We start from the raw sequence: 12,603 nt of genomic DNA, 5'->3' as shown, positions 1-12,603 counted from the left end.
CGCGGGCGGACCGGCCGGGCGCCGGTCAGCCCGCGATCGAGTCGAGCTGTTCCGCCGCCGGCCGCAGGGCCCACAGGTCACCGCCCGGCGGCTCCTCAAGCAGTGGTACGGCCCGTTGTGCCCGCCTGTCCCCGGCATCGGCGGCGGCATGGACGACGTCGGTCGCCGCGAACCGGCGGAACTCCAGCTCCGGATGCGGCCAGGCGGCGGCTCCCGTCGCGGCGGGCAGCAGATAGTCCACCGCCTTGAACAGGCTCTGCCCGTCGGGCCCTTGGTAGGCCCACAGGTTCACGCCGACGTGCCGGCCGATCGCCGCGAGCCGGGTGTAGGCGACCAGGTCGAACGTCGAGTAGTGCCAGCTCCTTGTGCGGGTCAGCTCCTGGGGCTGGCTGCCGTCGGCGGCGATCTGCGGCGCGATGCGCTTGGTCCGGGAATCCAGGACCGTCCGGCGGGCCAGGTCCTTGTCGCCGGTCGCGTAGGCGAGGGCGGCGAGCTGCATGTCGTAGAAGGTGCCGTGGTTGTTGGTGGCGGCGGCCTCCTGCTTGCCGAAGTCGCTGTTCTTGAGCCAGTCACGGAAGTCGGTGTTCCACTTGGTCATGGCGGTGCGGTCCTTGGCGCTCCAGCCGGGGGCGCCGGTCTCCAGGAGGGCGAGCGCGTCGAGGACGCTCGTGTACGACTGCGAGAAGTCGATGATGCCGATGGCCCGGCCGTCGTACTTGCACGGGATGAACTGGGCGTGGTTCAGGTTCGGGTTCATGCGGGTGGCCGGATCGAGGAACCAGGTGCGCAGCACCTGCCCCGCCTTCTCGGCGTACCGCCTGTCGCCGGTGTAGTACCAGGCGAGGGAGAGGTCGTAGGCGGAGTCGAAGGTCTTCTCGACGTCCTGGCGGTCGGTGCCGGAGTCGACCTCGGGGTTGCGTTCGCCGTCGCGCTGCACATACGGGCAGCCCCAGGGGTTGTCCTGGGCCGGGGCCTTGGAGGGCCACCAGTAGGGGGCCTGGCTGAGGTAGTCGTGGACGTCGCCGCTCGGGGCGGGCCGGGGTTTGTCGACGACGGTCCACGGACCCTGGTTCAGCCACTTGTCCGCACGGGTCGTCAACGCCGCGACCGCACGCCGGAGTTGGGGGTCGCTGTGATCGAGGCGGACCTTCGTCTGCTGGAGCCGGGCGCCGTCCAGGACGGCGGTGTGCGGGACGCGGGGCGTCTGCCGCGCCTCCGCCCGGGCCGTGGCGGCGGGGACGGCTCCCGCCGTGAACGCGGCCAGGGCCACCAGCAGGATGCCCGATCGGGGTCGTGCGCTCATGTCCGCCCTCCATGCTTTGCTCTTCGCAGTGTTTATGGATATGAACGACGTTCATATGTACGTGCGTGCTGAGCGTGAGCATGACATGGCGATGAGGAGGGGGAAAGGGGGTGTGCGGCGGTTTGTCGGTGCGGGCGTTCGGAAGCCGGTGCGGCCGTGCACCCGCCGCGTTCGCCGGCCACGGTGTCGAATCCGTCGAAACCGGATCCGGACAATCACGCGAACGGCACGGTTAAGAGATCCTCACCTTCTGGTGGCCGTGCGGTGAGGGGTGAATGATGGGCGTATGACGTTGGCCGCGCGAGCCTTCGCGCAATTGGCGACCTGGCCCGACCTCACCGAGGTGGAACCGAGCTGCGGAACCGGCCGGGCACTGGCCGCAGCCCGCGGCGAGATCGCACACTTCCACTCCGACAGTGACCTCGACCTCTGCCTCACCGCCCGGGTCATCCGGCGGTTCGAGGAACACCTCGAGGCCGCGACCGCGGTCCGGGTGCTCCCCGACTCGCACTGGGTGACGGTGCGCATGGAGGTGGTGGCGGACTTCGACCTGCTGATGACCTTGGTCAGCCTCGCTCTGCGGGCTCATCAGACATGGCCGCTTCCCGATCACGCGCCACCGGCCAGATGCAATGACCGGCGCAGCGCGGTTGTTGCGCGCCAGGGTCTCGGCGCAGACTGAGTTCGGGCTTCCGAGCAGGTCGTACCGGTTTGGGCAGGTGCACTGTGGCTGACAACGCACGTGAAGAGGACGCCATCCGTGCCGTGGTGGAACGGCTGAAGAGCGCCTTCGGCGCCACGCACAGCCCGGCCGAGGTCGAGGAAGCCGTCTCGAAGGTCCACGCGGCCTTCGTGGGGCGCCCGGTGCGCGAGTTCGTTCCGGTACTCGTCGAACGCAGGGCCCGGATCATCCTGAACGAATCAGCGGTCTGACGGGGACCGGAAGACCGGCGCCCCGCGCTACCGTTCCCAGCCCTCCGGCCCGCTGCCGCGCCACTCGATCAGCTCGGACCGGCGGACCCAGTCGTCGTCGACGTCCTCCAGGCCCACCAGGCGCAGGAACTCGACGACGTCGAGCAGGCCGTACGCCATGCCCACGAACCGGTCGTCGACACGGACCCGTCGCCCGCCGTCCTCGGCGAGCGGGTAGACGACGATCGGTTGTGCGGCGGCCATGGCACCAGGGTGCGGCCCACACCGAGAGGGCGCATGCGGAGCGCGAGACCGTCAGGCGGGGCGGACGGTGATCGTGCACAGCCGCTTCGTGGCCCTGGTGAGGCTCACATAGAGGTCGCGTTCCCCGCTGGGGCGGGCCGCGACGATCTCCTCCGGGTCGACGACGAGGACGCCGTCGAACTCCAGGCCGCGTGCCTGGGACGCCGGAAGCAGATGCGCCCATCGTGTGACCCCCGCGGAGCGCAGCTCGCGGATCCGGGCGTCGGCGCAGATCACTCCCAGCAGCTCACCGGGGTGCTCCGCCATCTGGCTGCGGAGTTCCGCGGCCAGGGTGGCGGTGAGGGTGTCCGGGCGGGCGATCAGGACGCGCGGAGCATCGCCGTGGCGGATCGAGCGGCTGGGCCTCTCGCCGGGAGCGATTCGTGTGAGGAGGTCGCCGGTGGTCTGAAGGATCTCCTGGGTGGTGCGGTAGCTGACGGTCAGGGAGTGCAGGTCGAAGCGCGGACCGAGGACCGGGCCCAGCGCCTCGGACCAAGTGCGTGCGGTCGAGGCGGGGCCCGCCTGGGCGAAATCGCCCACCAGTGTCATCGACCTGGCCGGGCACCGGCGGACGATCATCCGCCACTGCATGCCGGTGAGCTCCTGCGCCTCGTCGACGACGACGTGCCCGTACGTCCGCCGGGGCGGTCCGTCGAGCAGGCTCGCCGCCTCGTCGAGCAGCGGCACATCCGCGTCGGACCACGGCGCGCCGGGTGTGCGCAGCAGCAGGGCCCGTTCCTCGTCGGTGAGGTGCGAGAGGTGCTCGGCCAGCGCGTCGGCGTCCGTCAGCAGCGCGGATACGACGTCCTCGGGTACGAGCCGCGGCCACAGCGCCTCCACGGCGAGGTCCGCATGGGCATCGTCCAGGAGACCGGCCCGGACGGCGTCCGCGTCGAATTCGTCGGCCGGTACGGCCGCGGGCGCGTCGTCGAGGCCGAGGTTGCGCAAGTCGTCCGCCGCGGCACGGTCCAGGTCCAGGCCGGTGGCCGCCGCCACCTCGGCGTCGATGCGCTCCAGGGCCTGCACGGCGCCGCGCTCCACGAGGTCGGTGACCGCGTCGATCAGGAGTGTCTTGAAGACCTGCCGAGCGCGATTGTGCCCCAGGCCGGTGGCCAACGCGCCGTCCCGGGCCCTGGCGACGTCCCGCTCCGGCAGTTGGACCCATTCCTGACCAAGCCGGACGGCGAAGTCGCCGGCCGCCGCCTGCCGGGCGCGCACCAGGCGGGCCAGCGCGTCCGCCATGACCGAACTCCCTTTGAGCCGCGCCGTTTCCCACGGCTCGACCGCCTGCGGCTCGGCCCCGGCCAGCTCCTCGCAGGTCGCCAGGACGACGTCGTTCTCACCGAGCGAGGGCAGCACCTGGGAGACGTAGTCGAGGAAGCGAGCGTTCGGGCCGAGTACCAGGACGCCACGTTCGGCCACGCGCGCAAACGCGTACAGCACATACGCCGCCCGGTGCAGGGCGACCACCGTCTTGCCGGTGCCGGGTCCGCCCTGCACCACGGTCACTCCACGGTGCGGCGACCGGACGATCGCGTGCTGCTGCGTCTGGAGCGTCGCGACCGCCGCGCGCATCCGCCCCGTCCGCCGCGCCTGGAGGACCTCCGCCAAAGGGTTGTCGTCCAGGACGTCGTCGGGTGTGGCGGCGGAGGCGTCCAGCAGTTCGTCGCTCACCGCGCGGACCCTGCGGTCCTCCACCCGCAGGTGCCGGCGCCGGCGCAGTCCCATCGGGTGGACCGTCGTCGCCTCGTAGAACGGCCGTGCCGCCGCAGCCCGCCAGTCGACGAGCAGCGGCACGTCATGGCCGTCCGTGTGCAGTCCGATCCGGCCGATGTGCAGGGCGTTGCCCTCCACACCGTCGATCCGGCCGAAGACCAGCCCGGACTCGGCCGCCTCCAGTCGGCGGACCTGAGTCGTCCAACGCTCGGCGGCGAGATCGCGCTCGTACACCTCCCGCCCGCTGCCGGCGCCGTCCACCGGTGACTTGAGCACGGCCGTAAGCTGTCGGCGCGCCTCGCTCACGCGTACGTCGAGCAGGTCGTACACGGCGGTCACGTGGTCCTGCTCCGCCTTCACCTGGCGTGCGGCACCGTCGCTGAACTGCGACAACAGGGGGCCTCCTCTCGGTGCGGCTCACCACTATGAGGTCGGACCGCGGGAAAGGTAAGTCTTGACTTACCTCCTGGCGTCAGCCGCCCCGGGCCGCAACGCGACGGCCGCGCCCGTCACTGCACCGCCGTCACCCTGACATTTGTCAGGGACCGCCGGCCCGGTTCCCTCCCTAGGGTTCGGGTGTCTCCACCCGCCCCGGCCGCACCACACGCTTCCGCGACCGCCCCGTCAACGTCCGCCTATCGCCGGCGAAGAGCGCCCACATCGGCCGGCAGGTCGCCTTCGACAAGACGGCCTCGGCGAGGCCCGGCCGTCCTCCCGGCTCTGAAACCGCCAACTGCGAAAGGCACGACATGCGCCGACTTCTCGCGGCCGCCGCCGCGCTGCTGCTCGTCACCGGTGCGGCAGGGTCCGCCGCCGCCGATGCCCCCGCCCGGCGCCCGTTGAACGCCGCCGCGTCCGTCCAGGTGCCCGACGGGGTCACCGCGGGGGCCGCCGTATTCGACCGGCAGACCGGCACCTTCACCGAGCAGCTCAACACGAGCACCCGTTTCCGCTCCGCCTCCGTCGTCAAGCTGCTGCTGGCGCTGGACTTCCTCTGGAACCGGGGCCCCGACTACACCGTGCCCCCTGCCGACCGGGCCCTGCTGGAGCCGATGCTGCGCAGCAGCTACGACGACGCGGCCGACCACTACTGGGAGGTGAACGGCGGGTCGGCGATCATCACGCGCATGGCCTCACCCGAGCGTCTCGGCCTGAGCGACACGACACCGCCGCCCGCCGGCTACGAGGGCTACTGGGGCTACACCTCGCTCTCCGCCCGCGACACGGTGAAGATCTACCGCTACGTCCTGGACTCGGCGCCCGGCCCGGTACGCGACTTCGTCATGGGCAACCTCCGCCAGTCCACGCGTTGCGCCTCGGACCACTTCGACCAGCACTTCGGCATCGCCGGGGCGTTCGAGAAGCCGTGGGCGGTGAAGCAGGGCTGGTCGGGTTCGTACGAGAAGGGCACCTGCGGGACGGGAGGCGCGGCGAGCGCGGCAAGTGCCGCGGCTCAGGCTCCGGCTCCTGCTCTGGCCGCCGCCGCGGGCGTGGACCTGACCCGGCCCGTGCTGCACAGCACGGGGACGGTGGGCGCCGGGGACCGGTTCATCGTGGCCGTGTTCACGCTGCACCCCGTCGGCACCTCGTACGGGAAGGCGTACACGGACATCGGCCGGCTGACCCGCTCCCTGAACGTCCCGGGGGCCGCACGGCCGGCGGGGTGGTGGTACGGCACCTGGAGCAACCATGTGAACGTCCGCCGTGACCCGTCCACGGGCAACGATCCGATCACCCAACTCCCCGCCGGTGTCGAGGTGTTGGTGGGATGCCAGGCGAGGGGACAGCGGGTCGAGGTGCCGCCGTACAGCAACGACTGGTGGGCCTATCTGCCCCAGTACGGCGGCTGGATCTCGAACATCTACATCAGCTCGCCCGACAACCGCCTGCCGGACGTCAAGGACTGCTGATCACCGCGGGGCCGCTTCCTCACCGCTGGTAGTCGGCGAGGAAGCGGAGCACCTTGTCGACGTGCGGCTTCACGCGTTCGGGGACTGCGCGCTCCTCGATGACGGTGCGGTCGCTCGTGCGGTAGCCGGCCGCGATCAGCGCGGGAAGGTCCTCGGCGGGCAGGTGGGCCTTCTTGAACTGCTGGTCGAGCCAGCACACGTACAGGCTCATCGTGGAGATCGCGTCCGCCGGCGACCGGTAGTCCTTGTCCCCGTCGCCGTCACCGTCGACCGCCCAGGCCCGGAACACCGACGGCGTCCACATGGCGATGCCGTACTCCCCGGACTTCGGGCGGGCCGCGTTCACGTCGAACCCGCTCTCCGCCTTGACCAGGGCGGCGAGCAGCGCGGGTGTGACCTCCGCGTCGGTGCAGCGCCGGGCGGCGTTGACGAGGACGGGGCGCAGCGCCTCGGGTACGTCGGAGTCCTCGGGGATCTCCCCGGGCGCCACGATGGGTGCGCCGGTGACGGTGGGAGGAGCGCTACGTCCGGGGTCGTCATCGTCGTCACCGCCGGCGCCGGCCCCGAACAGCGCGAACCCGACCGCGGCGGCGGCCGCGACCCCGACGACCGACAACGCCGTGATCGGCAGCGACCGGCGTCGGCCACGCGCGCCGGAGAACTGCTCGATCCGGGTCAGGAGGCTCGCGGCGGTGTGGGGGAGCCGGGTCGTGTGGTCCGGTGCCAGACAGTCCCCGATGAGGCGCCGCCAGTTCTCGTCGAGTCCGGCGTCGAGACGGAGCTGGGCGGTGCCGCGGGCGTAGGCCTGGGCGGCGAGCGAGCGGGCGCGTGCGGTGGCGCCGGGGAACGGGTGGATGCCGCCGGTGAGCACCTGATGGGCGAGGACGCCGAAGGCCCAGATGTCGGCGGTCGGCCGCACCAACGTCCCCTCGGCGCCGGTGCGCTGGGACCACCACTCGGGCGGCAGGTGGTCGAGTGTGCCGAGCGGCGGCAAGTGGGCGTGGGTGCCGTCGAGTTCGGTGGCCAGGCCGAAGTCGGCGAGCCAGACCTCGCCGTCCGCGCCCAGCAGCACGTTGGCGGGTTTGAGGTCGCCGTGCACCCAGCCGGCGCCGTGCATATGGGCCAGGCCGGCTGCGACGCCCCGCAGAATCCGCACCGAGTCCGCCACCGGTGAACCGGTTCCGGCGCCGTCCAGCACCTGGCGCAGACTGGCCTCGGCGCGGTCCATGACGAGCGCGATCGCCCCGTCAAGCACCGGCAGGTCCGGCGCCTCGACGGTGCACACGGCCCGGGTCCGTACGAGGTGCGGATGGTCCGCCTCGGCGCTGAACCGCACCTCGCGCGCGACCAGTTCGCCGAGCGCGGCACGCTGCCCGGGTGCCAGTGCGCCGGTCGGCAGCACCTTCACCGCCGCCGTCGTACCGCCCGTGACAGCGCGGGCCTCGTACACGGTGCCCCAGCCGCCCGAGCCGATGACCTCGCCCAGTTCCCAGCCTTCGATCCGGAATCCCGCGGGCAGGCGAGGCGCTGCGAGCGGAGCCTGTTCGACGTCCTCCTCGACTCCTTCCCCGACGTCCTGCCCGAAGCCCTCCCCGTGGCCTGACAAGCTCACGCGCCGACCTCCTGCGGGACGGTCCGCTTGCGGGAGGGCAGGAGCGAGAGGTGTTCCTCCCGTACCAGGCCGAAGCGCAGCGCGAGGGAGGCCAGGCGGGCGCGCTTGGCGCCGGTACGGCCGTTGCCCTCCGCTCCGGGCTCGTCGCCGACGTCGAGGCGCAGCTTCGCGAAGGCCAGGTAGTCGATGTGGTAGTTGACGGCGGAACGGGTCAGACCACGGCAGCTCTCCAGCGGGCGCAGCCGCTCCGCGATGTCCCCGGCGCCGGGCAGCGCGCTGTCCGACTGGTCGCGCAGCCGCGGCTCGCACAGCGCCACCAGTACCAGGAAGTACTTGGCCGTCATGTCGAGCGCGTAGGGATGCACGGTCTGTTCACCGGCACCCGGCGCCGACCGCTCGTCCAGGTAGGCGTGTTGCGGGGCGAACACCTTGAAGTCGACGCTCCCGGTCAGCGCGGGCAGGACCACCCGGGAGAACTCGAACGGCACCGGGGCCCCGAGCCGTCCCGGCGCGACGGTGATGTACTCGCCGGCACCCTCCAGGTTCTCGACGACATACGCGGAATCGCGGCTGAAGTTCGACAGCCGCCAGTAGTCGTCGGCCGCCTCCAGCCGACCCGCCCGCCGGGATATCCCGGGGTCGGGCAGGACGAGGGCGACGCCCCCGCCGCCGGGCATGCCGCGCCCGAACTCAGCAACGTCGCCCGGCCCCATGTGCAGCAGCTCGGGCTTGCCCGCGCCGCCGGCATCCGGCCCCGACGGACCGGGCGGCTGGACAATGATCGTTTCCATGCCGGTTCTCCCCCGATATGGTCGCCGAGGTTCTACGGCGGCTCCGGTGGCCGCCGGCTCGGCGAGTGGTGCGTGGATGGGTACCGCAACGGCGGTCGACGGCGGATGGTCAGTCCGCCAGGGTCGCTGCGACACCGAGAGCATCACCGCTCCCAGCGGCCATCGCAACCACCTACGCCCGTTCTGCCACCCTGGAACCATCCCTGGTGTGGTGACCTGCGTAAACGCGAGCGCCTGGGATGCCCGGTGGGCGCCGGGCCGCCAGCGGCTCCAGTGCCTGGACGTCCGGGAGTTCACGCCTGACCGCATCACATCCTTCTCGACGCCGATCCGGCGTGCGCAGTTCCAGGCGTTCGAGCCGCCCCGGACGAGCGCCGGGGCAGGTGGCACGCCGGTGAGCGAGGGCGGGGTCGCCTCCGTCCGGGCGGACGTTCACCGCTGGAGCGTGACAAGGATACAAGCGCGCAGGAACACCGAACCGCCCAACAGCACAAGGACCAAGGGACCGGCGCAACCGCGTCGCCTCTGTCCTGATCGCGCCCAAGTCCGGTCGCAGACGTTACCGGTGCGGCGCCGGCCGCGAGTCCTCAGCCCTGGCCGGAATGACCCGGGGGAGCGGACACGACCTTGCGGGCGTACTCGGCCAGTTGGGCCCGCAGCCTCTCGCGCGATACGCCCTCCTCGCCGGCCAGGCGCTCGACGAGGTCGGCCCGGGTGGCGGCGAGCAGGGCGTGGGCGGTGAAGCCGGCGTCGGTCAGGCCGGGAATCCGCTCCAGCACGGACCGGAGCAGGTGGTGCCATCGTTCGTAGTGCTCGGCCTGGTACGGGCTGCTGCTGCCGTGCTCCTCCAGGGCCAGCACCAGGCGGCGGTTGTCGAGCTTGAAGCACAGGACGGCGTCGAGCAGGGCGGGCACGCGCTCCTCGGGCGGAGTGTCGGGCCCGATGGGCGGCGGGCCCGACTCCACGGCCGCGCGGACCGGTTCGAGCCGTGCCTCGTACAGCGCGCGGAGCAGGCCGGCGCGGTCGCCGAAGGCACGGAAGACGGTCCCCTTGCCGACCCCGGCTGCCGCCGCGATGTCGGCCATCGTGAGGTCCTCCGGGCTCGCGGAGCCGGCGAAGAGGGCATCGGCGGCTTCCAGAACGGCCTGCTGGTTGCGGGCGGCGTCCTTGCGGGCTCTGCGCTCGGGCTCGGGCACGTGGCTCCTCCACTCCTCCGATTGAAAAACGGACCCGGAGTCCGTATCGTCGATTGAACCGGACCCATGGTCCGTATTCTATGAGGCGGAGGATACCCATGCCCGTACCCGAATCGATCTCTCCGGCGGAGCTGTACCGCCAGAGCCTGCGACTTCTGCTCGACAAGGACGTTGCCGGCTGGATCGGCCTGTGGGCCGAGGACGGTGTCATGGAGTTCCCGTTCGCACCCCCCGGCCGGCCCGCGAGGCTGGAGGGGAGGGAGGCCATCGCCGAGTACATGCGGCCCTACCCGGACCACATAGACCTGCACGACTTCCCCGAGGCCGACCTGCGGATCCATCGGACCGTCGACCCGCGTACCGTCGTGGTCGAGATGCGCGGCGTCGGCCGGCTGGTGCAGACCGACCGCCCCTTCGACATGACGTACATCGCCGTCGTCACCGTCGACGAAGGGCGCTTCACCTCCTACCGCGACTACTGGAACCCGCTCGCCGTCATGGAAGTGGGCGCCGACTTCTCCGGGAGCAGCCGATGACCACGACCGGCGCCATCTCCGGTGCCGGCACCACGCTCGTGATCGGTGCCACCGGCACCACCGGCAGCCGCACCGCCGCGAAGCTGACGGCCGCCGGTCACGCGGTCAGGGCGGCCAGTCGCAAGGCGGCACCTGTGGCCGGAGCCGAGCCGGTGCGCTTCGACTGGTACGACAACGGCACCCATGCCGCCGCCCTCGACGGCGTCGACCGCGTCTATGTGATCCCGCCCGTCGGCGATCCCGACCCCGCGGCGGTCGTCCTGCCCTTCCTGCGCCGGGCCCGTGCGACGGGCGTGCGGCGCGCGGTGCTGCTGAGCGCCTCGTCCATCCCGGAGGGCGGTCCGGCCGTGGGGCAGGTACACCAGGGGCTGCCGGGCATCTTCGACGAGTGGGCGGTGCTGCGGCCGTCCTGGTTCATGCAGAACTTCACCGGCGACCACCTGCACGCCACAAGCATCCGGACCGACGGCGTCATCCGTACGGCCACCGGGACCGGCCGCGTCGGCTTCGTCGACGCCGAGGACATCGCGGCTGTGGCCGTCCACGCCCTGACCGACGACCACCCCCCGGGCACCGACCTCGTACTCACCGGGCCGCAGGCGCTCGGCTACGACGACATCGCCACCGTCATCAGCGAGGTCACAGGCCGGCCCGTGGCCCACCGGCCGCTGGCGTACGAGGAGATGCGCGACCGGCTCGCCACGCAGATGCCCGAGGAGTTCGCCGCGATGCTGGCAGGCATGGACCGGGCCATCGCCGGGGGAGCGGAAGACCGCGTCACCGACACCGTCCAACGCCTCACCGGCCGCCCGGCGGGAAGCTTCCGGGCGCTTGTGGAGCGGGAGTTGAGCTCCTTGAGCTGATGGCTCAGGCCGGGGCCGTGGTCTGCCGGGTTCGGGTATCACCCGGAGATGTCGTCGTCCACCACCATGTCTGGTCTCCTCGAAGACGGTCGAAGTCAACAGCACTTTGTATGTGGGCTTCGCGGGTGGGGACGCGGTCCGATGGGGGCCGCGTCCACCGCCGAATGCGAAGGCTCAGGTGGTCGGAGGTCCGAGGTGGACGGGGAGCTCCTCGTGGCCGTTGCTGATGAGTGAGGCCACGGGCTTCAGCTCGGCGGCAGGCGCGGCGAGGCGGATGTCGGGGAAGCGGTCGAAGAGGTGTTGCAGCGCGCAGGCGACTTCCAGGCGCGCCAGCGGCGCGCCGAGGCAGAAGTGGACGCCATGGCCGAAGGCAAGGTGGTCCTTGTTCGTACGGGTGGCGTCGAAGGTGTCGGGGTCGCTGTGCCAGTCGGGGTGGCGATTGGCGGCGGCGTAGGACGCGAGGATGGCGTCGCCGCGGGCGATGGTCCGGCCGTCGGGCAACGGGATGTCCGACACGGCGAAGCGCAGCGGGAGGTGTTTGACGGCGGGCTCGTGGCGCAGGGTCTCTTCGACGACGTCGTTCCAGGCGATGGCACCGCTCCTGACCAGTTGGAGTTGGTCCGGGCGCGTCAGCAGCGTCAGGACGCTCTGGTCGATGACGTTGACCGTGGTCTCGTACCCGGCGCTGATCATCAGCAGGAGCGTGTCGCGAAGCTCCTGAGGGGCGAGGCCGGTGCCGTCGTCCTCGTCCCGGGCCTCGATCAGCAGCGACGTCATGTCGTCGCCCGGGCTGTGGCGCTTGGCGGCGATCAACTCGTCCAACTGCCCATACAGACGTGCGGTGTTGGCCTGGGCCTGCGCCGGGGTCAGCGTGGTGTCGAAGACACCGTCCACGAGCTGCCGGAAGCCGTCCCGTCGGTCCTGCGGCACACCCATGAGATGGCCGATCACGGCAATGGGGAGGGGGTAGGCCAGATGCTCGCGCAGGTCCACCACCTGGTGCGCGGGGAGTGCGGCGAGGCGGTCGAGTAACTCGGTCACCATGCCTTCGATGGCCGGCTTCATGGTGTTGATGCGCCGCGCGCTGAAGGCCGGCGCGATCAGACGCCGCAGCCTGCGGTGGTCCGGGCCGTAGGCCGTGAACATGTTCTCCACCGCGATCCACAGCGCAAGTGGCCAGCGGGTGACGGCCTCTTGGAAGGCCGGCCAGTGTGCGCGGCCGTCCTTCGACACGTCCGGGCTGGTGAGCAGGTGCTTGAGCAGGTCCGGGTCGGTGACGGACCATGCCGTGACACCGAGGATGTCCACCTGGGCGGCCGTTCCCCGGGCACGCAGGGAGAGGTGCTCGGCGTGGCGGTCGGCGCCGGCGGGGTCGAGGACGATCAGAGGCTGCTCGGGCACGGTGGCTCCTTGGTGGGCGGGGTGCCTGGGAGAGGGTGGGCGGCAGGGGTTGTGTGGGGG

General features: G+C 71.5%; 12 protein-coding genes. 5 read left to right on the top strand and 7 right to left on the bottom strand.

All coding sequences use genetic code 11. The annotated features are described in order from the left end of the window. Positions 1–25: 25 nt before the first annotated feature. Positions 26–1,303 carry an alginate lyase family protein gene (locus tag ACZ69Q_RS13745; RefSeq protein WP_471041178.1) on the bottom strand — a complete coding sequence of 426 codons (1,278 nt, stop codon included), beginning with the start codon at positions 1,301–1,303 and terminating at the stop codon, positions 26–28. Positions 1,304–1,589: 286 nt separating this feature from the next. Between ACZ69Q_RS13745 and ACZ69Q_RS13740 the strand changes: the two genes are divergently transcribed. Both ACZ69Q_RS13740 and ACZ69Q_RS13735 read left to right on the top strand, forming a co-directional pair. After that, positions 1,590–1,985, top strand: coding sequence for a luciferase domain-containing protein (locus ACZ69Q_RS13740; RefSeq protein WP_471041177.1), 396 nt, complete (start codon positions 1,590–1,592; stop codon positions 1,983–1,985). Between the two features lie 44 nt (positions 1,986–2,029). Then, positions 2,030–2,236, top strand: coding sequence for a three-helix bundle dimerization domain-containing protein (locus ACZ69Q_RS13735; protein ID WP_471041175.1), 207 nt, complete (start codon positions 2,030–2,032; stop codon positions 2,234–2,236). Between the two features lie 27 nt (positions 2,237–2,263). Here ACZ69Q_RS13735 and ACZ69Q_RS13730 read toward each other — a convergent pair whose 3' ends face one another. Then, positions 2,264–2,479, bottom strand: a complete 216-nt coding sequence (locus tag ACZ69Q_RS13730; protein ID WP_471041174.1) for a hypothetical protein — start codon at positions 2,477–2,479, stop codon at positions 2,264–2,266. A gap of 51 nt (positions 2,480–2,530) precedes the next feature. Continuing rightward, entirely contained in the window at positions 2,531–4,627 is a 2,097-nt protein-coding gene (locus ACZ69Q_RS13725) for a HelD family protein (protein ID WP_471041172.1), read from the bottom strand. Positions 4,628–4,983: 356 nt separating this feature from the next. Between ACZ69Q_RS13725 and ACZ69Q_RS13720 the strand changes: the two genes are divergently transcribed. Then, on the top strand, positions 4,984–6,144 hold the full coding sequence (locus ACZ69Q_RS13720; protein WP_471041171.1) for a hypothetical protein: 1,161 nt from the start codon (positions 4,984–4,986) through the stop codon (positions 6,142–6,144). Between the two features lie 19 nt (positions 6,145–6,163). On the opposite strand, the gene ACZ69Q_RS13715 is transcribed toward ACZ69Q_RS13720, so the two are convergent. From ACZ69Q_RS13715 to ACZ69Q_RS13705, 3 genes are all read right to left on the bottom strand, one after another. Beyond that, positions 6,164–7,663: a protein kinase domain-containing protein gene (locus ACZ69Q_RS13715; RefSeq protein ID WP_471041543.1), complete on the bottom strand. Its 1,500-nt coding sequence runs from the start codon at positions 7,661–7,663 to the stop codon at positions 6,164–6,166. Between the two features lie 89 nt (positions 7,664–7,752). Further along, on the bottom strand, positions 7,753–8,547 hold the full coding sequence (locus tag ACZ69Q_RS13710) for a serine/threonine protein kinase (RefSeq protein ID WP_471041169.1): 795 nt from the start codon (positions 8,545–8,547) through the stop codon (positions 7,753–7,755). A 587-nt stretch (positions 8,548–9,134) separates the two neighbouring features. Continuing rightward, positions 9,135–9,743, bottom strand: coding sequence for a TetR/AcrR family transcriptional regulator (locus ACZ69Q_RS13705; protein WP_471041168.1), 609 nt, complete (start codon positions 9,741–9,743; stop codon positions 9,135–9,137). Positions 9,744–9,841: 98 nt separating this feature from the next. On the opposite strand from ACZ69Q_RS13705, the gene ACZ69Q_RS13700 reads away from it, so the two are divergent. Beyond that, complete coding sequence (locus tag ACZ69Q_RS13700; RefSeq protein ID WP_471041167.1) at positions 9,842–10,279, top strand: nuclear transport factor 2 family protein; 438 nt, start codon at positions 9,842–9,844, stop codon at positions 10,277–10,279. Next, positions 10,276–11,142, top strand: a complete 867-nt coding sequence (locus ACZ69Q_RS13695; protein ID WP_471041166.1) for an NAD(P)H-binding protein — start codon at positions 10,276–10,278, stop codon at positions 11,140–11,142. Before ACZ69Q_RS13700 ends, ACZ69Q_RS13695 begins: the two co-directional genes overlap by 4 nt. Before the next feature lie 174 nt (positions 11,143–11,316). Here ACZ69Q_RS13695 and ACZ69Q_RS13690 read toward each other — a convergent pair whose 3' ends face one another. Further along, the gene (locus ACZ69Q_RS13690) at positions 11,317–12,543 is read right to left on the bottom strand and encodes a cytochrome P450 family protein (RefSeq protein WP_471041164.1); all 1,227 of its coding nucleotides are present in this window, start codon (positions 12,541–12,543) and stop codon (positions 11,317–11,319) included. Positions 12,544–12,603 lie beyond the last annotated feature (60 nt).

Source organism: Streptomyces sp. NPDC036764 (assembly GCF_055609385.1).
This window is presented reverse-complemented; position numbering and strand designations above follow the sequence as displayed.